This is a genomic window from Achromobacter sp. 10T422, assembly GCF_056394065.1.
Map to the genome: position 1 here is coordinate 215,470 of NZ_JBFTHD010000008.1, position 20,656 is coordinate 236,125.

Genomic DNA, 20,656 nt, shown 5'->3' on the forward strand with positions numbered 1-20,656 from the left:
GCTTGCAGCATCCTCTGATGGGTGGCGCTTCGCAGGATGCGTGAAGCGCGGCACCGTCTGGACCAAGCATCCCGCACGTTCAAGCATCCCGCACGCTCAAGAATCCCGCACGCCCAAGCATCCCTCATACCCTAACGCGCAACCCATCACACCACCGCAGCGCTACCCCTTCGGCGCAAACGCCATCATCGCCCGTTCCACATCTTCCACCTTCGGCAGCCCGGCTTCATTGCCCAGATGCTGAATCTTGTGCGCCGATGCCGCGCGCGCGAAGGTGAAGTGTTCCGCCCAGGGTTGATCCGGGCGGTTCAGGTAAGACCACACATAGGCGCCGTGGAACACGTCACCCGCCCCCGACGTATCCACAATGCGATGACCCGGCACGTCCAGCGACGGCAGGATATCGACATGGCCCGTTTCGTCGTACCACAGCATGCCGCGCTCGCCCATCGTGACAGCGCCGATGCGGCAGCCGCGGGCCTTGAGCAGATCCAGCAAGCCTTCGGGCGTCAGGTCCAGCTGTTCGCACATGCGTTCGGCGCAGACGGCGACGTCGATGTAGCGCAGCAGCTCGTCAGTGTTCTCGCGCACGCCGCCGCCATCCAGTGACGTCAGCACCCCCGCCTGCCGGCAAGCGCGCGCATAGTGCAGCGCGGCGTCGGGCTGGTGGCCATCCAGATGCAGGGCGCGGTAGCCGCTGATATCCAGCCGCGGGAATTCATTCAGGTAGTCCACATCGCGCGCGCGAACAATCGCGCGCTTGCCGTGGTTGGGCATGATGAACGACAGCGACGACCGCCGCACATGCCGCGCGTGCAGCGTCACGCCGTGCGCCGCCGCCATGTCGGAATACATATGCCCCAGCCAGTCGGGCGCCAATGAACAGATCAGATCTGGCGGCGACCCCAGCCGTCCGCACGCAAACGCCGCCGTGACGGCGTTGCCGCCAAAGGACACGGCGTAGTCACGCGCCACGCTTTTTTCGTCGCCGGTGGGCCAGGTGTCGGCCAGCACGGTGACGTCGATATAGGTATGCCCGATAAACAGCGCGTCGCTCATGCGGGGGCCTGCTCGCCCGCTTGGGCCAGCACCAGTCGGGCGCGTGCGATCACGGGCGCATCGACCATCTTGCCGTCCAGCATGAAGGTGCCGGCCGCCGTCTCGCGATGCGCGGCAACGACGCGGCGCGCCCAGTCGAGTTCTTCCCGCGCCGGCACGAAGGCCGCGTGGATCACCGGAACCTGCGCCGGGTGGATGCACAGCATGCCGCCAAACCCCATCTGCTGAGCGCGGCTGGCCGCCTGCGCCAGCCCGGCCACGTCTTGCACGCCCGGAAACACGCCGTCCAACGCGGGCGCAAGGCCCGCCGAACGGCTATGCAGCAAGACCTGCACCCGCGCATGGTCCAGCACCGTATCGGCGCCGGGCGTGTCGGGCGTCAGGCCCATGTCCAAGCCGTAGTCCAGGCTGCCGAACGCCAGCCGCGCCACGCCCGGCGTGGCGGCGACCTCGGCGGCGTTGAGCAGGCCGCGCGCGGTTTCAATGATGGGAATCACTGGCAGACCGGTCTGCGCCACATGCCGCACCTGGGCCAGGCTTTCGGCTTTGGGCAACAAGATGCCGGCCACGCCGGGCCGGCCACGGCACGCTTTCAGATCGTCGTCGTGCCAGGAGGTTGATGCGTCGTTGATGCGCACCCACAAACGGGCCTCGCGATGCGTCCCCAGGAAGTCGCACAGCGATTCCCGGGCAGACGCCTTGGCCAGATGTTCGACGGCGTCTTCGAGATCGACGATGACGGTGTCGGCGCCAGCCGCCAGCGCTTTGGGGATGCGCTCGGCGCGCGAGGCCGGCACGAACAGGGCGCTACGAACGACGGGATGGGTCACACGACCTCCGAATCATGGAACTGCGCCACTTGTTCTGGCGCGTATCCCAGCGATGCTAGCACCGCATCCGTGTTTTGGCCCACGGCAGGCACGGCGGCCATGCGCGGCGTAAAGGCGTTGCTGCTGGCGGGCGGCAGCAGCGCGGGCAGCACGCCGGCGGGGCTGTCCACCTGGCTCCAGCGGGCGCGCGCCTGCAACTGCGGGTGCGCCCAGACGCCTGCCATGTCGTTGACGCGGGCGTTGGCAATTTGCGCATCTTCCAGCCGTTGCGTGACCTGGTCGATGGACAAGTCGGCAAACGCCGCCACGATCAGATCGCGCAAGGCGTCGCGGTTGGCGGTGCGCTGCGAGTTCGAGATGAAGCGCGGGTCTTCGGCAAGCGAGGCCTGGCGCAGCACCTGGGCGCAGAACACGCGCCATTCGCGTTCGTTCTGCAGGCCCAGCATGATGGTCGAGCCGTCGCCCACCGGGAACGGGCCGTAGGGGTAGATAGAGGCGTGCGCCGCGCCTGCGCGCACGGGGGGCTTTGCGCCTTCGAACGCGTAGTACATGGGAAAACCCATCCACTCGACCATGCTTTCCAGCATGGACACGTCCAGCCGGCTGCCCAGCCCGGTTTTCTGACGCAGCAGCAGCGCATTCAGAATGGCCGAATACGCGTACATGCCCGCCGCGATATCGGCGATGGAACACCCGGCCTTGACCGGGTCGTCCTGCGTGCCGGTGACCGACAGAAAGCCGCTTTCGCTCTGGATGAGCAGGTCGTAGGCCTTCTTGTCCTGATACGGGCCGCCTTCGCCGTAGCCCGAGATATCACACACGATCAGGCGCGGGAATTTCTTGTGCAGGGCGTCAAACGACAGGCCCAGCCGGGCCGCCGCGCCCGGCGCCAGGTTTTGCACCAGCACGTCGGCCGATTCCAGCAGACGGTCCATGATGCCGCCGGCCTCGTCGCGCTTCAGGTCCAGTGTCAGGCTTTCTTTGGACCGGTTGGTCCAGACGAAGTGCGACGACAAGCCGCGCACGCGCTCGTCGTAGCCGCGCGCGAAATCGCCGCTGCCGGGGCGTTCGATCTTGATGACGCGGGCGCCCATATCCGCCAGCTGGCGGGTGCAGAACGGCGCGGCGATGGCGTGTTCCAGGCTGACGACGGTGATGCCGTCCAAGGGGCGGGATGCCTGTGTGCTCATTCGGTAAACCTCAGTTCAGCTTGGTGGGCCAGCGTGCCGTCCTGCTCGGCCCACAGCTGGGCCAGGCCCGGCTCGGTCAAGCGGCCGGCTACCTGGAAGGGCGTGGGCGAAATCAGCGGGCGCAGGCCACGGTAGGCCAGATGCGTCAGGCGCGCCTTGGGATGGGCGCGCGTAAAGGCGGCGACCATTTCCGTGGCGATCAACGGGCCATGCACAACCAGGCCGGGATAGCCCTCGGTGCCCGTCACGTAGGGGTGGTCGTAATGAATGCGATGGCCGTTGAAGGTCACCGCGGAATAACGGAACAGAAGAATGGAAGACGGGTTGACGGTGTCGCGCCATTGCGCCTCGGGGGCCGGTTCACTGCCTGCGAGCTTGGGCGGCGACGGCTGGCGGTACACGATGTCCTGCTCTTCCTGGATGACGATTTCGCCCGCCTGGTGGTATTCGTGGCGCACGGTGACAAACAGCAAGGCGCCCGTGCGGCCCGTTTTTTCCTTGACGTCGGCAACGGTGGACACGCGCTCGGCCGGCACACCCACCTTCAGCGGCTGACGGAACTCAACCCGGCCGCCCGCCCACATGCGGTTGCGGTCCTGGGCGGGCGGCAGGAAACCGCCGCGCGAGGGGTGCCCATCTGTCCCCAAGCCATCCATGCCCACCGTGCTGATGAAAAACGCCCATTGCCACAGCGGCGGCAAGGCTTCTCCCTGCGCGGGCGCGGCCCCGCCCAGGGTGGCGGCGATACGCGCGGCATGGCCGGGGTCCATGGCGTCCGCCTTGCGTTCGCCGCTGCCGATCCAGGCTGCCGGATCTGTAGAAGTCATGCCATATCCTTTGGTGGGGTTTTCTCAAGGATGAAGAATGCCCGCAAGCCGTCCCCGTTGTGAATTCGTTTTTCCTCAAGGCGGGGTTTGTGGCGCCTGAATCGACAGCCCACGCCCAGTCCCGGCGCCGCGCGCCGTAAACTACACCCCATGCACTTCGACCTTGCCGACCTTCGCCTGTTCATCCACATCGCCGAATCCCCCAGCCTGACCCAGGCGGCCAAGCGGGCGCATCTGTCCCTGGCCGCGGTCAGCGTGCGGATCAAGGCGCTGGAGAACCAGCTCAATTCCCGACTGCTGTACCGCGACAGCCGCGGCGTGGAAATCACGCCCGCCGGCCAGAAGCTGCTGCAGCACGCCCGCGTGATCATGCGCCAGGTCGACCACCTGAAGCATGACTTCCAGGAGCAATCAGATGGCGACGCCGGGCATATCCGGATCTTCGCCAACACCACGGCCGTGACCGAATTCATGCCGGACATCCTGGCGCAATTCCTGGCGGGCCACCCGGGCGTGACGGTGGACTTGCAGGAACGCCTGACACGCGACATCGTGCGCGGCGTGCTGGACGGCACAACCGACCTGGGCATCGTGGCGGGCCCCGTGGACGCGCCCGAACTGCAAGCCATCCACTTCAGCACCGACCGGCTGGTGCTGGTCGTGCCCAATGGCCACCCGCTGCAAGACCAGGACAAGGTCAAGCTGATCGACGCGGTGCGCTACCCGTTCATCACCATGCACGAAGGCTCAACGCTCGTCGCCTTCCTGCGCGACCAGCTGGAACGCAACGGCCAGCGCCTGCCGCAGCGCATCCAGCTCTATAGCTTCGATTCCATCTGCCGGATGGTGCAGGCGGGCGTGGGCGTAGGGGTCATTCCTGATTCCGCTGCCCGCCGTTACGGCGCCGACACCAAGTTGCGAGTGGTGGAACTGGATGAACCCTGGGTGGTACGCGAACGCAAGCTGCTGGTGCGCGACATTGACGCGCTGCCCGGCTGCGCGCGCGAACTCATCGAACAGATCCAGGTTCCGCACGCGCCGTGATGCACGGTAGGTTGGGTGATGTCCGGCATCACGTCCGGGCTCACTTCCCGCTGAAGGCCGGCGGCCGTTTTTCGGCAAACGCGCGCATGCCCTCCAGGTAATCGTCGGTGTAGCCCAGCTCGCGCTGCAAGCGGCATTCCATATCGAACTGCTGCGCCAGCGTGTTGCCGCTGGACGCATGCAGCGCGGCTTTCGTCGCAGCGTAAGCCCGCGTTGGCCCCGCCGCCAGGGTTGCCGTCACATCAGACAGTGTGGCGGCAAGCGCGTCGTCAGGCACCACGCGCCAGATCAGGCCCCAGGATTCCGCTTGCGTGGCGGTCACCGCTTCGCCAAACAGCGCCGCCCCCATCGCGCGGGCCGACCCCACCAGACGCGGCAGGAACCACGTGCCGCCCGCATCCGGCAGCAAGCCGATCTTGCTGAAGGCCTGAATGAAGCGCGCGGACTGCACGGCAAATACAACATCGCAAGCCAGCACCAGACTCGCGCCCGCACCCGCCGCGACGCCATTCATCACGCACACCACCGGCACCGGCAAGGCGCGCAGGCGCGTGATCAAGGGCCGATAACATGCCTCAAGAATCTGGCTCAGGTCGCGCCGCGAACCATCTTCGGCAGGTTTGCGTTCGCTTAAGTCCTGGCCGGCGCAAAAGCCCCGGCCGGCGCCGGTGATGACCAGACCGCGCAAGTCCGCATCGGCTTCCATGACATCCAACGCGCGCGCCAATTCGGCGTGCATGACTTCGGTGAAGCTGTTCAGGCGGTCAGGCCGGTTCAGCGTGATGACGCCGACGCCACGGTCCAGCGTGAATTGAATCTGGGTGTAGTCGCCGGGGTTGCCGACGTTGTTGCCCACTTTGTTGTCGGCTTTGTTGCCGGCTTTGTTATCAACCGCTGCCGCGTGGGAAGGTTGTGCGCTCATGCCCATTCCTTTTCAGTGGCGGATTTCTTTTCAGTGGCGGATTTCTTTTCAGTGACGGATTCCTTTGCAGCGGCCAGTTGCTCAAGCACCGCCAGCTGTTCGGCGGTGTCGCCCAACAGTTGATCGATCACCGTCAGCCGCTTGAAGTAGTCGCCCACATCCAGCTCGTCCGTCATGCCCATGCCGCCATGCAGCTGCACCGCCATCTGCGCCACAAGACGCCCGGCGCGCGCCGCTTCCAGCTTGGCCGACGCAATCATGCGGCGGCGCTCCGCCAGGTCCGGCTCGGTCAACGCCGCCACCGCCACATAGGCCATGGACAGGGCCAGTTCCTTCGCCACCAACATCTCGGCCAAACGATGCTGCAACGCCTGGAACGTCGCCAGCGGCTGGCCGAACTGCTTGCGCGTTTTGAGATAGTCGACGGTGATTTCCAACAGGCGGTCCATCGCGCCCGCCGCATGCGCGCACAATGCCGCCGTGCCCCATTGCAACGCCTGCGCCAGCGCCTGATCGGCAGCCGGCCCTTCCGCCAGCAAGGCATCCGCAGGCAAGCCGACCGCATCCAGATCCAGCCGCGCACAGCGCGCGCCGTCCAACGTGGGCGTGTCGGTGACGCGTACGCCCGTCGAGTCTGTGGGCACCGCCAGCAACAGCGTCTGGCCGTCTGCGCCCTTCGCGCTGACCAGCCACGCCGTGGCGGCGGCGCCATGCCACACCAGATGTTTGACGCCGTCCACGCGCCAGCCCTCAGCCGTTTTGGCGGCGCGGCAATCTTGCGGGTCGGTGTCGTAGCGCCGCCCGGGTTCCTGATACGCCACGCTGACGATGGACTCGCCCGACGCAATGCTTGGCAACCAGCGCGTGCGCACCGCGTCATCGCAGGCATCCAGCAAGGCTGCGCCCATCACGGCGCTGGGGATGACCGGTTCGGACACCAGCCCGCGCCCCAGCTCCACATGCACCGGCAGCAGGCTGGCCGGCACTTCGCCAAAGCCGCCAAAATCCTGCGAAATGGTCAGGCCCAGCACGCCAAGTTCCGCCAGCGCGCCCCATGCCTTGGGGTCAAGCCGGCCAGCCGCCTGACGGGCGCGGCGCTGGGGATAGGTCCATGCCTGGTCCACCAGGCGGCGCAGGCTGTCGGCCAGCATGCGCTGTTCTTCGGTATAGATGAAATCCATGCGTCTCTTCCTGTCGGGTTGCGCGTCAGCCGGCCTACAGGCCCAGCACCAGGCGGGCGATGATGCCCTTCTGCACTTCGGTCGTGCCGCCGTAGATCGAGGTCTTGCGCATATCGGCGTAACCCGCGCCGGCCGCGGCGGCCATCTCTGGCCCCGGCCCGTGGCCGTCGTTGTCCGCTTCCAGCCAATCGGGGTCGTAAGGCCAGGCATCCGGCCCCGCCACTTCCATTTGCAGCATGGCCAGATCCTGCTGAATCTCGGAGCCGCGTATCTTCAGCACCGACGCTTCCGGCCCCGGCGTGCCGTCATTGCTGGACGCCACGCGCAACAGCAGCATTTCCAGCGCCATGATGTCCACTTCGATGCGCGAGATGCGGTCGCGGATACGGTTGTCGGCCAGCAACGGCAAGCCGTGCGAACGCGCGTGCGCAGCCATGTCCTTCAAAATGCCCAGCTCGCGATGGCAATGGCCCAAGCCGGCGATGCCCGTGCGCTCGTGGCCCAGCAGATACTTGGCGTACGTCCAGCCCTGGTTCTCTTCGCCCACCAGGTTCGACACCGGCACCCGCACGTTTTCCAGCCAGACCTCGTTCACATCATGGCCGCCGTCCAGCGTGCGGATGGGGCGCACCGTCACGCCCGGCGAGCGCATGTCCAGCAACAGCATCGAGATGCCGCGCTGCGCGCGCGCGTCGGGGTCGGTGCGGACCAGGCAGAACATCCAATCGGCGTACTGCGCCAGCGTGGTCCAGGTTTTCTGGCCATTGACGATGTAGTCATCGCCCTCGCGCACGGCGCGCGTTTTCAGCGACGCCAGATCAGACCCGGAACCCGGCTCGGAATAGCCCTGGCACCACCAGTCTTCCACGCGCAGCATGCGCGGCAACAGGCGGGCCTGCTGTTCGGCGCTGCCGTACTTCATCAGCACCGGGCCGATCATGGACAAGCCGAAGGGCAGCAGACGCGGCGCACCGGCCTTGAAGCATTCCACTTCGAAGATCAGGCGCTGCAACGCGTTCCAACCCGTGCCGCCGTGTTCGACGGGCCAGTTGGGCGCGCCCCAACCCTGATCCGCCAGGATGTTGTGCCAGCGCACATAGTCGTTGCGCTCCAGCCGCTGATGCCGCAGCACCTTGTCGCGAATATCGTCCGGCAGCTTCGAGATGGCGAACGCGCGCACCTCGTCGCGGAATTGGCGCTCTTCGGGCGTCCAGGTCAGGTTCATGGTCTACCTCCTTTGCCCGGTATCTAGCCATGGCCGGTGCAGCCGGACAATCTGCCTCTTCCGAAGACCGGCTTCGCGCAGGATGTAGGGCGCCGCCACTACAGGCGCGCAAAAGGCCTGCTTCAGCAATGAAGAATGGCCGAACGCGGCGGCTGTGCCGACACTAGCAAGCGTCATCCACTGGAATCCCCTCCCACCATGACTGTTTCCGATCCCAAGGAAAGCGGGTTGCAAGGCGTCGAGGCGCAGTACCGCCAGGCGCTCGATCAAGGCCGCTTTCTTATCCAGCATTGCAACGGCTGCGACCGCGCCGTGTTCTACCCCCGCATGATCTGCCCGCATTGCGGCGCAGACAAACTCGATTGGGCCACGCCCGACGGACGCGGCACCGTTTATTCCACCACCGTCGTGCGGCGCAAGCCCGAAGCCGGTGGCGACTACAACGTAGCGCTGATCGACCTGCAAGAAGGCGTGCGGCTGATGAGCCGCGTGGAAGGCGTGGCGCCCGGCGACGTACACATCGGCATGGCGGTGCGCGCCCAGGTCGCGCAACAGGATGGCCACGGCCTGGTGATCTTCGTACCCAACAAGGAGGCGGCATGACGCTTAATGATCTACGCGGCGCCGTCGCCGTGGCCGGTGTGGGCCACGCCGGCCTGGGACAAGCCACGGGCTATACCGAAATGGAAATCCTGGTGCAGGCGGCGCAGCGCGCCGTGGCCGACGCCGGGCTGACGATGCGCGACATCGACGGCATCTGCACCGCCAGCGTGGCGGCGCCGATGTGGGCGATGCCGGTCATCGAACACCTGGGCATCCGCCCCACCTTCATCGACAGCACCATGCTGGGCGGCTCCAGCTTCGTGGCGCACCTGATGCCGGCGCTGCATGCGCTGGCCTCCGGCCAGTGCAACGCGGTGCTGGTCTGCTATGGCAGCACGCAGCGCACGTCCACGCTGAGCCGCGCCGAAGTCGGCCGCGTCCGCAAGCAGTTCGACCCCCAACCCTACGAAACGCCCTACGACCCGCTGAGCCCGTTGTCGTCTTATGCCCTGGCGGCCGCGCGCCACATGCACCAGTACGGCACGCGCCGCGAACATCTGGCGCAGGTGGCGCTGGCGGCCAACCAGTGGGCGCAGCTGAACCCCGAGGCGCAACTGCGCGAACCCGCCACGCTGGACCAGATTTTGTCCGCCCGCATGGTGTCAGACCCCTTGAGCGTGCGCGACTGCTGCCTGGTCACCGACGGCGCGGGCGCCTACGTGCTGGTGCGCGCCGACCGTGCGCGCGACCTGCCGCGTCCGCCCGTCTACGTGCTGGGCAACGCCACCGCCGTCTGGAACCGGCAGATCTCTTCAATGGAAGACCTGACGGTGACCGCCGCTGCCGAATCCGGCAAGCGCGCCTTTGCCATGGCGGGGGTAACGCCCAAAGAGATCGACGTTGTCGAGCTCTACGATGCCTTCACCATCAACACGCTGCTGTTCCTGGAAGACCTGGGCTTCTGCGCCAAAGGAGAAAGCAAAGACTTCATCGCGAACGGCGCCATCGCCCCGGGCGGCAGGCTGCCCGTCAACACCAATGGCGGCGGCTTGTGCTGCGTGCATCCCGGCATGTACGGCGTCTTCATCATGATCGAAGCCGTCAGGCAGCTACGCGGTGAAGGTGGCGCGCGCCAGGTCGCCAACGCCCAGCTTGCGCTGGTGCACGGCAATGGCGGCACGCTGTCCAGCCAATCCACCGCCATCCTTGGCACCCAAGCCACGCTTTGATTTAACCAGCGACTCCGATGTCTCACGCAGAACCCATCACCCGTATCCATCACGTGCTGGCGCAGCAAGCGCGCCAGCAGCCCGACGCCATCTGCCTGTACGAAGAAGGTGGCGGCACGCTGACGTACGCGCAGCTGTGGCAGCGCGTTCAAGCCGTGGCGGGCTGGTTGCGCGATCAAGGCGTGCAGCCCGGCCATCGTGTGCTGATGGTGGGGGAAAACTGCGCGGCGATGGTGGCGGCGCTGTTCGGATGCGGCGTCGTGGGAGCGTGGCCGGTGGGCGTGAACGCCCGCTTGTCCGCCCGCGAGGTCGACAACATCCGCCAGCATGCGCAGCCCGAGCTGCTGCTCTACACCACCGGCATCTCGGCGGCAGCGGCTGATCATGCCACCGCCGCCAGCGCCGTGGATGCGGACGCGGCCGTCTGGGGGCCTGGCGTACAGGCCGCGCGCGCCAGCACGCCAACCCCAGCGGAAACCGGCGCGCTGGCGGCGGAAGTCGCCACCGTCATCTACACGTCCGGCACCACGGGCGCGCCCAAGGGCGTGCTGGTGCCGCATCGCGGCCTGCTGCATTTTGCGCGCGTGTCGGCGGCATCGCGCCGCCTGACGCCGCACGACATCGGCTACGCGGCGCTGCCCATGTCGCACATCTTCGGCATCGCCACCGTGTTGATGGCCACCGTGCATGCGGGCGCCAGCCTGGTGCTGCGCAGCCGCTTCGATGCCGACGACGCCTTCAACGCGTTGGCGCATCCCGGCGTCAGCATCCTGCAAGGCGTGCCCACCATGTTCAGCCGCATGATGGCGGTAGCCCCGCCCCGCGCAGAGCTGCGCGCCCCTGCCCTGCGCTACGTGTACACGGGCGGCGCGGCGCTTGACCCGACGCTCAAGCGCGACGCCGAACGCTACTTTGGCGTGCCCATGCATCACGGCTACGGCATCACCGAATACGCGGGGTCGATGTTCATCACCAACATCGACGCGCCGCGCGACGACTGCTCGGCGGGCTATGCGGTGGACGGCGTCGAACTGCGCATCGGCAGCCCCGACGCGGGCGCCCCCACGCCCGGCGAACGCGGCGACATCCTGATCCGCGGCCCCGGCGTCATGCTGGGCTACTACCGCAACCCCGAGCAAACCGCCGACGCGCTGCTGCCCGGCGGCTGGCTCAACACCGGCGATATCGGCTATGTCGATGACAGCGGCGCGTTGTTCATCGCGGGCCGCACCAAGGACTTGATCATCCGCTCGGGCTTCAACGTGTATCCCATCGAAGTCGAGTCGGTCATCAACGCGTACCCGGGCGTGCGGCTGTCGGCCGTGGTGGGGCGCAACACCGCTGACCAGAATGAAGAAGTCATCGCGTTTGTCGAGCCGCTGCCCGGCGCCACGATCGACACCAACCTGCTGGGCTTGCATCTGCGCGCGCAGCTGGCGCCGTACAAGCGCCCCGCTCGCATCATCCCCATCGACACGATTCCCACGACCGTCAGCGGCAAGATCCTGAAGCAGCCGTTGAAAGAAAGGCTGGCGTAGGCGCGGACTCGCTGTTCCGCTCCACGACCTGCCCCCTACCCCCAAGGAGACAACAGCGTGAACATCAAGACCCTATTCGCTACGGCCGCCGCCGTGGCGGCTTGCGCACTTGCGGCCCCCGCAAGCGCGGACGCCTACCCTGAACGCCCCATCCGCCTGCTGGTGGGCTACGCCCCCGGCGGCCCCGTGGACACCACGGCGCGCGTGTTCGCCAAGTACCTGGGCGACAAGCTCGGCCAGCCCGTCGTGGTGGAAAACCGTGCGGGTGCAAGCGGCATGATCGCCTCGGACGCCACCGCCAAGGCCACGCCCGACGGCTACATGCTGGGCTTTGCCGCCAGCCCCACATTGACCATGTCGCCGCTGGTTCAACGCAGCACGCTGTTCGATCCGCGCCGCGATTTCTCGTTGATCGGGCTGGTCGTCGACTACGCCAACGTGCTGCTGATCGGCCCGCAGATTCCCGCCAAGAATGTGGGCGAGCTCGTCAACTACGCGCGTTCGCATCCCGATGCCGTGTCGTTCGGCTCCGCCGGCATCGGCGCGTCCAACCACCTGTCTGCCGAACTCTTGAAGAAGCAGGCCGACGCTTCCATGCTGCACGTGCCGTACCGCGGCAACTCGCCCGCGATGATGGACGTAATCAGCGGCAAGGTGACGTTCATGTTCGACATCACCAGCACCGCCATCCCCTTCATCAAAAGCGGCAAGGCGCGCGCGCTGGCCGTCACGTCCAAGACCCGCAACCCGGAACTGCCCGACGTGCCCACGATGATGGAAGCCGGCATGAAAGACTACGAAGTGGTCGGCTGGTACGCGCTGGTCGGGCCGAAAAAACTGCCTGACGCCGTCTCCGCACGGCTCACGCGGGCGCTGGCCGACGTGTCCAAAGACCCCGCCTTCCGGCAAGCCATGACCGAAGGCGGCTACACCATCAACACGGGCGATTCCCAGGCGCTGCAATCCCGCATCGACCGCGAATACGCCCTGTGGTCTGACGTTATCCAAAGCGCCAACATCCAGGCCAACTGACCCCCGCTGACCCTTACCGGAGCCCCCTGATGCATCCTCCGCTTGCGCTACACGCCCAGACCCGCCTGCCCATCATCGGCGCCCCCATGTTTTTGGTCTCCGGGCCAGAGCTGGTCGTGGCGCAATGCGCAGCGGGGATCATCGGCACCTTTCCTTCCCTGAATGCCCGCCCGCAAGAGCAGCTGCAAGACTGGATCACCCGCATCGAAGACGGGCTGGCGGCCAAGCGGCGCGCCGATCCGTCGGCCAAGGTTGCACCGTATGGCGTGAACCTGATCATCCATCCCAGCAACCCGCGCTGGCAGGGCGATCTGGCCATCTGCGCGGAACGGCGCGTGCCGCTCATCATCACGTCACTGCACGCACCCGAAGCCGTGGTGCAAGCGGTGCATCCCTATGGCGGGCTGGTCTATCACGACGTCACGAACGTGCGGCACGCCAAGCGCGCGCTGGAAGCGGGCGTCGATGGCCTGATCCTGGTTGCCGCGGGCGCGGGGGGCCACGCGGGCCAGATCAATCCGATTGCGCTCGTCAATGAAATCCGCGCGTTCTACGACGGCCCGCTGGCGCTGTCGGGCTGCATCAGCCACGGCAAAGACATCCTGGCCGCCCAAGTGCTGGGCTGCGACTTCGCCTACATGGGCACCCGCTTCATCGCCACGCAAGAATCGCTGGCAGGCGAGGCGTATCGCGAAATGGTGCTGCAAGCGCAAGCGGCCGATGTCACCTACACGCCCTACTTCTCGGGCGTGCCCGCGAACTATCTGTCGGCCAGCATCCAGGCCGCCGGACTGGACCCGCTGGTGTTGGCCAAGAACGGCGAGGCGCCGCCCGCCAACATGGACAAGAACTCACGGCCCAAAGCTTGGAAAGATGTCTGGAGCGCCGGCCAGGGCGTGGGCGCGGCGCAAGAGATCCTGCCGATCGCGACGCTGGTGGATCAGTTGGAATTGGAATATCGCAACGCGCGCAAAGCAGTGATGGGGGCTTGATCACCACAAGGCGATGATGGGAGCTTGATCACCACAAGGCGGTGATGGCAGCTTGATCACCGCCTTGCGGTGAGGGGACTTGATCCCCCTTCCCGCCCCTACTCCAGCTTGATGTTCGCCGTCTTGATCAGGTCGCGCCACTTCACGATTTCATCGTGCACGAATTCGCCGAACTGCTCGGGCGTTCCTGGTTTCGGCTCGGCGCCCGCCGCGATCATGCCCTTGGCCGTGGCGGGGTCTGACAGCACCTTCACCATGTCGGCGTTCATGCGTTTCACGATGTCGGGCGGGGTGCCCTTGGGCGCCATCACGCCGCTCCAGGAATAGGCTTCGTAGCCCGGCAGGCCGGACTCGGCGATGGTCGGCACATCGGGCAGCATGCTGGAACGCGTGGGGTTGCCCACGCCCAGCGCACGTACCTTGCCGCCCTTCAAGTGCGGCACCGCAGACGGGCCATCCGCGAACATCACTTGCACCTGTCCACCCAACAAGTCTTGCATGGCGGGTGCGCTGCCGCGATATGGCACGTGCTGGATGCGTATGCCGGCCATGGCGTTGAAGAGTTCGCCCGCCAGGTGCGTGCCGCCGCCCGTGCCCGACGAGCTGAACGACAGCTTGCCGGGGTTCTGCTTGGCGTAGGCGATCAGTTCGCTCACCGTGTTCACGGGCAGTGACGCATTCACCACCAGCACGATGGGGAACACCGCCGCCATGCCCACCGGCACGAAGTCGGTGGTGATGTCGTACGTCAGATTGGTGCGCAGGCTGGGCAGCACCGCATGGTGAATGGACGCGAAGAAAAAGTTATAGCCATCGGGTTCGGCTTTGGCCGCGAACTGCGCGCCGACGATGCCGCCCGCGCCCGACTTGTTATCCACAACAGTGGGCACCGACCACAGCTGGCCCAGCGGCTGCGTGGTGAAGCGCGCGGTGGTGTCCACCGGGCCGCCCGCAGGAAAGGGAACGATGAACGTGACGGCGTGGCCCGGCCAGGTGGCGGCGCGGGCGGCCTTGGGGAACAGCACAGGCAAAGCAGCGGCGGCGCAGGCGGCGCCCAGCCCCGCGACGACGCGGCGGCGTTGAGGATCGATCACAGCAGTCTCCTGATTCTTGGTCTTGTTCACGGTCAAGCGTTCAGAACTGCTGCCCGCCGCTCTTATTGGCTAGCGTGTGTTTGCTAACTCTTTTTTATTATTTTCCGAGCGCCCGGATTCGCCGCTACATATTTTCAAAAGCCCCTCTTTCGCAGCGCCCCTGGGTTCGCTGACCGAACAGGATTTTCCCTATGGCGATGCGCGGATACGACATCCGGCGCACGCCAAAAGGACGATGGCAAGTTAGGACAAAGTCCCGATGCTATTGCCCGCGCGCCGCGCGCTGCACGTGTTCGATGAAGCACTCGGCAAAGCTCGGCAGGTCGCGGCCGCGTTGCCGGCACAGCAGGCGGTCACGCAAGGCCCAGGGGTCGTCCAGCTTCAGCACATGCAAGGCGTTGGGACGGCTGTAGCGGGCGGCGCACGCGCGTGGCACCACGGCAATGCCGGCGCCCGCTTCAACCATGCGGCACACCGCTTCAAAGCTGCCGACGTGCACGCGCTGGCAGATGCGCTTGCCCAGACCGCTGGCAATATCTTCCAGGAAGGTCTGGATGGCGCTGTCGGGATGGATGCCCACGAACTGGTAGGCGTCGACCAGGTCTGCAAAGTGTGCCGACTGTGACGCGGCCAGCGGATGATCCAGCGCCGTCACCACCGTGAGTTCGTCGCGGAACAGCGGCGTGACGTCCAGGCCTTCGACGTCGATGTTGCCCGCCACCAGGCCAAGGTCTCCCGCCCCCGCACGGATGGCAATGACGATGTCGCCCGAAATTTTCTCTTCAAGCTCGACGTCCACGTCAGGGTTTTCCGCAAGAAACGTGGACAGCGCATCGGCCAGGAACGAGTTCGTGGCGGTGGTGTTGGCCAGCAATCTCAAGCGTCCCTTTAACCCGCTGGCATAGGGTTGCAGATCGGCGTTCAGGCATTCCAGCTGCCGGAAGACGGCATTGGCGTGCTTGAGCAGCACCTCGCCCGCGGGCGTCAGCGCCACGCCTGTAGCCAGCCGCACCAGCAGGCGCGCCTTGAAGGCTTCTTCCATGTGCTTGACCCGGGCGCTTGCCGCCGGCAAGGACAGGAACGTGCGTTCCGCCGCCCGGGTCAGGTTGAGTGTTTCGCCCACGTTCAGAAACAAACGCAGGTCCGTCAAATCATGTCTCATGTTCCACCACGCAGAAGGGGGGCATTTCTAATTTTGAATTCTTCGAATGCCGGGTCGAATCTACCATGGTGTTTTCCCGTGAACCAGACCGGTTGATGCGGAACTGTTTTCCACAAACGGCGCACGCGCCGCAGCAAAGGAGTCGATTCAATGAGCGGCATGGTTTCCGGAAAGGTAGTGGTCGTCACGGGCGCGGGCGGCGGCATCGGGCGCAGCATTGCGCTGGCGATGGCGCAGGCGGGCGCCAAGGTGGTCGTGAACGATATCGGTGTATCGCTCACCGGTGAAGGCGGCGCCGAAGGGCCTGCGCAAGCGGTCGTGAAAGAGATTATTTCGGCGGGTGGCCAGGCCGTGGCCAACACCGATAGCGTGGCGGCGTATGACAGCGCCAGCCGCGTGGTGCAGACCGCGATCGACGCGTTCGGCCGAATTGACGCCGTCATCAACAACGCGGGAAATTTGCGCGACCGGGTTTTCCACAAGATGAGCGAAGAGGAATGGCGTCAGGTGATTGACGTGCATCTGAACGGCTCGTTCTACATGAGCCGCGCGGCCGCGCCCTATTTCCGCGAGCAGGAATCGGGCGCCTTCGTGCACATGACGTCCACCTCCGGCCTGATCGGCAACTTCGGCCAAGCGAATTACGCCGCCGCCAAACTGGGCATCGTGGCGCTGTCCAAATCCATCGCGCTCGACATGGCGCGCTACCACGTGCGCTCGAATTGCATCGCCCCCTTTGCGTGGAGCCGCATGACGAGTTCCATCCCCGCCGAAACAGACGAAGAAAAGGCGCGCGTCGAAAAGCTGAAGAAGATGGAAGCGGGCAAGGTCGCGCCGATGGCGGTGTATCTGGCCAGCGACGCCGCCAGCGAGATCACCGCGCAGATCTTCGCCGTGCGCGCCAACGAAATCATGCTGATGAGCCAGCCGCGGCCGCTGCGCACGGTGCACAACAGCGAAGGCTGGACGCCGGAACGTATCGCCGAGATCGCCGTGCCCGCCATGCGCAAGCACTTCTATGCGCTGGAGCGTTCGCCTGACGTCATCGACTGGGACCCCATCTGAGACCGCCATGCCGCTGGATTACGCAACCGTGAAGGATTGGCGCTTTGACGAGGTCCGTCAGCGCTACGAGCAGAAAGACACCATGCTGTACGCGCTGGGCATCGGCCTGGGGCAAGACCCCGAAGACGCCAGCCAGTTGCGCTACGTCTACGAAAAGGACTTGCAGGCCTTTCCCACGATGAGCGTGGTGCTGGGCTACCCGGGCTTCTGGGTGCGCGAGCCGCGCGCGGGAATCGACTGGGTGAAGGTGGTGCATGGCGAGCAACGGCTGACAGTGCATGCGCCGTTGCCGGCATCCGGCATGGTCACCGGCCGCAGCCGCAACACGCATGTGATCGACAAGGGCGCAGACAAAGGCGCCATCGTCATCACCGAGCGCACGCTGCATGGCGAAGACGGCACGCATCTGGCCACCTTGCAGCAAAGCACCTTCTGCCGGGGCGACGGCGGTTTCGGGCAAGGCGACGCCAGCCCCGAACCGTTGCCCGCCGCGCCGGATAGCGCGCCGGACCTGCGTTGCGAGTTGCGCATTCCGCCCAGCGCCGCGCTGCTCTACCGCTTGAACGCCGACCGCAATCCGCTGCACGCCGACCCCGACGTCGCAAAGCAAGCGGGTTATCCCCGGCCCATTCTGCATGGGCTGTGTTCGTATGGCGTGGCGGCGCACGCCATCGTGAAAAGCTGCTGCGATTACGACGCGTCGCGGCTGACCAGTTTGAACACGCGCTTCTCGGCGCCGGTGTACCCCGGCGAGACGCTGCAATGCGATATCTGGCGCATGCCGGATGGGCAGATCCGCTTTCGGGCGCGGGCGCGCGAACGCGACATCGTGGTCATGAGCCACGGCACCGCGACGGTGCAATCATGACGCGGCCGCCCGCGCTCGATGGCATCCGCGTGCTGGATTTGTCACGCATCCTGGCCGGCCCCTGGTGCACGCAAAACCTGGCCGACCTGGGCGCCGACGTCATCAAGATCGAACGCCCGCGCGTGGGAGACGACACGCGCGCCTGGGGGCCGCCTTACTTGAAGGATGGCGACGGCCAGGACACCAGCGAATCCGCCTACTACCTCAGCGCCAACCGCAACAAGCGTTCGGTGGAAGCCGACATGGCCACGCCCGAAGGGGCGGCGCTGATCCGCGAACTGGCGGCCGTCAGCGACATCCTGGTTGAGAACTTCAAGGTGGGCGGGCTGGCCAAGTACGGGCTGGACTACGACAGCCTGAAAGAAATCAATCCGCGCCTGATCTATTGCTCGGTCACCGGCTTCGGGCAAGACGGGCCCTTCGCGCAACGCCCCGGGTACGACTTCATGATCCAGGGCATGGGCGGGCTGATGAGCATCACCGGCGAACGCGATGATCTGCCCGGCGGCGGCCCGCAGAAGGCGGGCGTGGCGGTTACCGACATCGTCACCGGCATGTACGCCACCGTCGCCATCCTGGCCGCGCTGCAAGAGCGCCATCGCAGCGGGCTGGGCCAGCATCTGGACATTGCCTTGCTGGATTGCCACGTGGCGCTGCTGGCCAACCAGAACTCGAACTATTTCAACTCGGGCGTGGCGCCCACGCGCGCGGGCAACGCGCATCAGAACGTGGTGCCGTATCAGGTGTTCGCGGCCAGCGACGGCCATCTGATTGTGGCGACGGGCAACGAATCGCAATACCGCGCGTATTGCCGCGCCATCGGCGTGCCAGAGCTGGGCGACGACCCGCGCTTTTGCACTAACCGGCTGCGCGTCACGAACCGCGAATTGTTGATTGGCATGTTGACGGCCATCATGCAGGAAGGCCGGCGCGACGACTGGATCGCCAAGCTGGAAGCGGTGGGCGTGCCTTGCGGCCCGATCAACAACATCGCACAGGCGTTTGCGCATCCGCAGTCGGAAGCACGGCAGCTGCGCCGCGATCTGCCGCATCCGTCAGGCAGCACGGCGCCCGTCACGGCCAGCCCGTTGCGGTTCTCGGGGTCGCCCGTGGTGTACCGGCGCGCGCCGCCGCTGCTGGGCGAACATACGGAAGAAGTATTGCGGGACGTGCTGGGGAAATCGGCCGAGGCCATTGCCACATTCAAGACCAAGACCTTGGGCGGCACCTGACGCGTTGTCGTTATCGTTATCGTCACCCCCAAAAAAAACGGCCGCTGAAAGTCAGCGGCCGTTTTTCTGTGAGGGGGCTTACGCCACCGCGACCGGAATCTTCCCGATCTTGGCTTGCCATTCCTTGGGGCCGGTCGTGTGGACGGACGTGCCTTGGGCGTCAACCGCCACGGTCACCGGCATGTCCTTCACGTCGAACTCATAGATGGCTTCCATGCCCAGGTCGGCAAAGCCCAGCACCTTGGCGCCACGGATGGCCTTGGACACCAGGTACGCTGCACCGCCCACGGCCATCAGGTAGGCCGAGCCGTGCTTCTTGATGGCTTCGATGGCCACGGGGCCGCGTTCCGACTTGCCGATCATGGAGATCAGGCCGGTCTTCTCCAGCATCATGTCGGTGAACTTGTCCATGCGCGTGGCGGTGGTGGGGCCTGCGGGGCCAACCACTTCGTCGCCCACCGGGTCCACCGGGCCCACGTAATAGATCACGCGGTTGGTGAAGTCCACGGGCAGCGGCTCGCCCTTGGCCAGCATGTCCTGGATGCGCTTGTGCGCGGCGTCGCGGCCGGTCAGCATCTTGCCCGACAGCAGCAGGGTCTCGCCCGGCTTCCAGCTGGCGACTTCTTCCTTCGTCAGCGTGTTCAGGTCCACCTGCTTGGACTTGTTGTAGTCGGGCGCCCAGTGCACTTCCGGCCATTCGGACAGCGACGGCGGGTCCAGGCGCGCCGGGCCCGTGCCGTCCAGCTCGAAGTGGGCGTGACGCGTCGCGGCGCAGTTCGGGATCATCGCCACGGGCTTGGAGGCCGCGTGCGTCGGGAAGGTGCTGATCTTGACGTCCAGCACGGTCGTCAGGCCGCCCAGGCCCTGCGCGCCAATACCCAGCGCGTTGACCTTTTCGTAGAGCTCGATGCGCAGCTCTTCCAGCTTGTTCTGCGGGCCGCGGGCCAGCAGTTCGTACATGTCGATGTCTTCCATCAACGACTGCTTGGCCATCAGCATGGCTTTTTCAGCGGTGCCGCCGACGCCAATGCCGAGCATGCCCGGGGGGCACCAGCCGGCGCCCATCGTCGGGACGGTCTTCAGCACCCAGTCCACCAGCGAATCGCTGGGGTTCAGCATGGCGAACTTGGACTTGTTTTCCGAACCGCCGCCCTTGGAAGCGATTTGCACGTCGACCTTGTCACCCTGGACAAGCTCGACGTGCAGGATACAGGGCGTGTTGTCGCGCGTGTTCTTGCGCGCGAACAGCGGGTCGTCCAGCACCGAGGCGCGCAGCGGATTGTCCGGGTTCAGGTAACCACGGCGCACGCCTTCGTCACAGAGCTCTTGCAGGGTGCGCTTGGTGTCAAAGCGCACGCTCATGCCGATCTTCAGGAAGACGTTGACGATGCCGGTGTCCTGGCACAGCGGACGCTTGCCTTCGGCGCACATGCGGGAATTGGTCAGGATCTGCGCCATCGCGTCACGCGCGGCCGGGCTTTCCTCGCGCTCGTAGGCGCGCGCCAGGTGGCGGATGTAATCCACGGGGTGGTAATAGCTGATGAACTGAATGCCATCGGCTATCGACTGGATGAAGTCTTCTTCTTTAATGATGACGGACATGGCGATTTGCGGGTCTAGATG

The 20,656-nt window shown here is 65.8% G+C and carries 19 protein-coding genes; 9 read left to right on the forward strand and 10 right to left on the reverse strand.

The annotated features are described in order from the left end of the window. Window positions 1-162: 162 nt before the first annotated feature. Genes AC1DB0_RS22565 through AC1DB0_RS22580 form a run of 4 tightly spaced genes read right to left on the reverse strand, consistent with a single transcriptional unit; the run spans window position 163 to window position 3,906 of the window. Window positions 163-1,059: a sugar kinase gene (locus tag AC1DB0_RS22565; RefSeq protein ID WP_342067583.1), complete on the reverse strand. Its 897-nt coding sequence runs from the start codon at window positions 1,057-1,059 to the stop codon at window positions 163-165. After that, entirely contained in the window at window positions 1,056-1,889 is an 834-nt protein-coding gene (locus AC1DB0_RS22570) for an HpcH/HpaI aldolase/citrate lyase family protein (protein WP_054420582.1), read from the reverse strand. Before AC1DB0_RS22570 ends, AC1DB0_RS22565 begins: the two co-directional genes overlap by 4 nt. After that, complete coding sequence (locus AC1DB0_RS22575) at window positions 1,886-3,079, reverse strand: CaiB/BaiF CoA transferase family protein (RefSeq protein ID WP_054420581.1); 1,194 nt, start codon at window positions 3,077-3,079, stop codon at window positions 1,886-1,888. Before AC1DB0_RS22575 ends, AC1DB0_RS22570 begins: the two co-directional genes overlap by 4 nt. Further along, window positions 3,076-3,906: an HTD2 family dehydratase gene (locus AC1DB0_RS22580; protein WP_342067582.1), complete on the reverse strand. Its 831-nt coding sequence runs from the start codon at window positions 3,904-3,906 to the stop codon at window positions 3,076-3,078. The genes AC1DB0_RS22575 and AC1DB0_RS22580 overlap by 4 nt, the downstream gene beginning before the upstream one ends. A 150-nt stretch (window positions 3,907-4,056) precedes the next feature. On the opposite strand from AC1DB0_RS22580, the gene AC1DB0_RS22585 reads away from it, so the two are divergent. Further along, entirely contained in the window at window positions 4,057-4,950 is an 894-nt protein-coding gene (locus AC1DB0_RS22585) for a LysR substrate-binding domain-containing protein (RefSeq protein ID WP_054420579.1), read from the forward strand. A gap of 40 nt (window positions 4,951-4,990) precedes the next feature. Here AC1DB0_RS22585 and paaG read toward each other — a convergent pair whose 3' ends face one another. Genes paaG through AC1DB0_RS22600 form a run of 3 tightly spaced genes read right to left on the reverse strand, consistent with a single transcriptional unit; the run spans window position 4,991 to window position 8,278 of the window. Beyond that, window positions 4,991-5,872: a 2-(1,2-epoxy-1,2-dihydrophenyl)acetyl-CoA isomerase PaaG gene (gene paaG, locus AC1DB0_RS22590; protein WP_254600654.1), complete on the reverse strand. Its 882-nt coding sequence runs from the start codon at window positions 5,870-5,872 to the stop codon at window positions 4,991-4,993. Next, window positions 5,869-7,053, reverse strand: a complete 1,185-nt coding sequence (locus AC1DB0_RS22595) for an acyl-CoA dehydrogenase family protein (protein WP_476757811.1) — start codon at window positions 7,051-7,053, stop codon at window positions 5,869-5,871. Before AC1DB0_RS22595 ends, paaG begins: the two co-directional genes overlap by 4 nt. Before the next feature lie 34 nt (window positions 7,054-7,087). Then, window positions 7,088-8,278, reverse strand: coding sequence for an acyl-CoA dehydrogenase family protein (locus AC1DB0_RS22600; RefSeq protein ID WP_476757812.1), 1,191 nt, complete (start codon window positions 8,276-8,278; stop codon window positions 7,088-7,090). Window positions 8,279-8,476: 198 nt separating this feature from the next. On the opposite strand from AC1DB0_RS22600, the gene AC1DB0_RS22605 reads away from it, so the two are divergent. Genes AC1DB0_RS22605 through AC1DB0_RS22625 form a run of 5 tightly spaced genes read left to right on the forward strand, consistent with a single transcriptional unit; the run spans window position 8,477 to window position 13,612 of the window. After that, entirely contained in the window at window positions 8,477-8,881 is a 405-nt protein-coding gene (locus tag AC1DB0_RS22605; protein ID WP_054420576.1) for a Zn-ribbon domain-containing OB-fold protein, read from the forward strand. Next, window positions 8,878-10,050 (forward strand): thiolase, encoded by a 1,173-nt coding sequence (locus AC1DB0_RS22610; RefSeq protein WP_476757813.1) that lies wholly within the window; start codon window positions 8,878-8,880, stop codon window positions 10,048-10,050. The genes AC1DB0_RS22605 and AC1DB0_RS22610 overlap by 4 nt, the downstream gene beginning before the upstream one ends. A gap of 17 nt (window positions 10,051-10,067) precedes the next feature. After that, window positions 10,068-11,588 (forward strand): class I adenylate-forming enzyme family protein, encoded by a 1,521-nt coding sequence (locus AC1DB0_RS22615; protein ID WP_476757814.1) that lies wholly within the window; start codon window positions 10,068-10,070, stop codon window positions 11,586-11,588. A 57-nt stretch (window positions 11,589-11,645) separates the two neighbouring features. Then, a complete protein-coding gene (locus AC1DB0_RS22620; protein ID WP_054420573.1) occupies window positions 11,646-12,620 on the forward strand; it encodes a Bug family tripartite tricarboxylate transporter substrate binding protein in 975 nt (324 codons plus the stop codon). Window positions 12,621-12,649: 29 nt separating this feature from the next. Next, the gene (locus tag AC1DB0_RS22625; RefSeq protein ID WP_447981074.1) at window positions 12,650-13,612 is read left to right on the forward strand and encodes an NAD(P)H-dependent flavin oxidoreductase; all 963 of its coding nucleotides are present in this window, start codon (window positions 12,650-12,652) and stop codon (window positions 13,610-13,612) included. Between the two features lie 98 nt (window positions 13,613-13,710). On the opposite strand, the gene AC1DB0_RS22630 is transcribed toward AC1DB0_RS22625, so the two are convergent. Together AC1DB0_RS22630 and AC1DB0_RS22635 are read right to left on the reverse strand one after the other, a co-directional pair. Continuing rightward, on the reverse strand, window positions 13,711-14,706 hold the full coding sequence (locus AC1DB0_RS22630) for a Bug family tripartite tricarboxylate transporter substrate binding protein (RefSeq protein ID WP_447577141.1): 996 nt from the start codon (window positions 14,704-14,706) through the stop codon (window positions 13,711-13,713). 262 nt (window positions 14,707-14,968) lie between these two features. Continuing rightward, window positions 14,969-15,868 carry a LysR family transcriptional regulator gene (locus AC1DB0_RS22635; RefSeq protein WP_054420571.1) on the reverse strand — a complete coding sequence of 300 codons (900 nt, stop codon included), beginning with the start codon at window positions 15,866-15,868 and terminating at the stop codon, window positions 14,969-14,971. Between the two features lie 150 nt (window positions 15,869-16,018). Here AC1DB0_RS22635 and AC1DB0_RS22640 point away from each other — a divergent pair, with 150 nt between their 5' ends. The 3 genes from AC1DB0_RS22640 to AC1DB0_RS22650 are packed head-to-tail and all read left to right on the forward strand — an operon-like array spanning window position 16,019 to window position 19,033. Further along, complete coding sequence (locus AC1DB0_RS22640; RefSeq protein WP_054420570.1) at window positions 16,019-16,933, forward strand: SDR family NAD(P)-dependent oxidoreductase; 915 nt, start codon at window positions 16,019-16,021, stop codon at window positions 16,931-16,933. 7 nt (window positions 16,934-16,940) lie between these two features. Next, window positions 16,941-17,801 carry a MaoC/PaaZ C-terminal domain-containing protein gene (locus tag AC1DB0_RS22645; RefSeq protein ID WP_054420569.1) on the forward strand — a complete coding sequence of 287 codons (861 nt, stop codon included), beginning with the start codon at window positions 16,941-16,943 and terminating at the stop codon, window positions 17,799-17,801. Then, window positions 17,798-19,033, forward strand: coding sequence for a CaiB/BaiF CoA transferase family protein (locus AC1DB0_RS22650; protein WP_476757815.1), 1,236 nt, complete (start codon window positions 17,798-17,800; stop codon window positions 19,031-19,033). Before AC1DB0_RS22645 ends, AC1DB0_RS22650 begins: the two co-directional genes overlap by 4 nt. Before the next feature lie 78 nt (window positions 19,034-19,111). Here the strand turns inward: AC1DB0_RS22650 and AC1DB0_RS22655 are convergent, their stop codons facing one another. Then, on the reverse strand, window positions 19,112-20,635 hold the full coding sequence (locus AC1DB0_RS22655) for a fumarate hydratase (protein WP_054420567.1): 1,524 nt from the start codon (window positions 20,633-20,635) through the stop codon (window positions 19,112-19,114). Window positions 20,636-20,656 lie beyond the last annotated feature (21 nt).

Bases quoted from the DNA above. Each gene is read 5' to 3' on its own strand.
- AC1DB0_RS22645 (WP_054420569.1), top strand. From the start codon at position 16,941: ATGCCGCTGGATTACGCAACCGTGAAGGATTGGCGCTTTGACGAGGTC.
- AC1DB0_RS22565 (WP_342067583.1), bottom strand. From the start codon at position 1,059: ATGAGCGACGCGCTGTTTATCGGGCATACCTATATCGACGTCACCGTG.
- AC1DB0_RS22635 (WP_054420571.1), bottom strand. From the start codon at position 15,868: ATGAGACATGATTTGACGGACCTGCGTTTGTTTCTGAACGTGGGCGAA.
- AC1DB0_RS22575 (WP_054420581.1), bottom strand. From the start codon at position 3,079: ATGAGCACACAGGCATCCCGCCCCTTGGACGGCATCACCGTCGTCAGC.
- AC1DB0_RS22615 (WP_476757814.1), top strand. From the start codon at position 10,068: ATGTCTCACGCAGAACCCATCACCCGTATCCATCACGTGCTGGCGCAG.
- paaG (WP_254600654.1), bottom strand. From the start codon at position 5,872: ATGAGCGCACAACCTTCCCACGCGGCAGCGGTTGATAACAAAGCCGGC.
- AC1DB0_RS22640 (WP_054420570.1), top strand. From the start codon at position 16,019: ATGAGCGGCATGGTTTCCGGAAAGGTAGTGGTCGTCACGGGCGCGGGC.
- AC1DB0_RS22600 (WP_476757812.1), bottom strand. From the start codon at position 8,278: ATGAACCTGACCTGGACGCCCGAAGAGCGCCAATTCCGCGACGAGGTG.
- AC1DB0_RS22595 (WP_476757811.1), bottom strand. From the start codon at position 7,053: ATGGATTTCATCTATACCGAAGAACAGCGCATGCTGGCCGACAGCCTG.
- AC1DB0_RS22650 (WP_476757815.1), top strand. From the start codon at position 17,798: ATGACGCGGCCGCCCGCGCTCGATGGCATCCGCGTGCTGGATTTGTCA.
- AC1DB0_RS22610 (WP_476757813.1), top strand. From the start codon at position 8,878: ATGACGCTTAATGATCTACGCGGCGCCGTCGCCGTGGCCGGTGTGGGC.
- AC1DB0_RS22580 (WP_342067582.1), bottom strand. From the start codon at position 3,906: ATGACTTCTACAGATCCGGCAGCCTGGATCGGCAGCGGCGAACGCAAG.
- AC1DB0_RS22655 (WP_054420567.1), bottom strand. From the start codon at position 20,635: ATGTCCGTCATCATTAAAGAAGAAGACTTCATCCAGTCGATAGCCGAT.
- AC1DB0_RS22585 (WP_054420579.1), top strand. From the start codon at position 4,057: ATGCACTTCGACCTTGCCGACCTTCGCCTGTTCATCCACATCGCCGAA.
- AC1DB0_RS22605 (WP_054420576.1), top strand. From the start codon at position 8,477: ATGACTGTTTCCGATCCCAAGGAAAGCGGGTTGCAAGGCGTCGAGGCG.
- AC1DB0_RS22625 (WP_447981074.1), top strand. From the start codon at position 12,650: ATGCATCCTCCGCTTGCGCTACACGCCCAGACCCGCCTGCCCATCATC.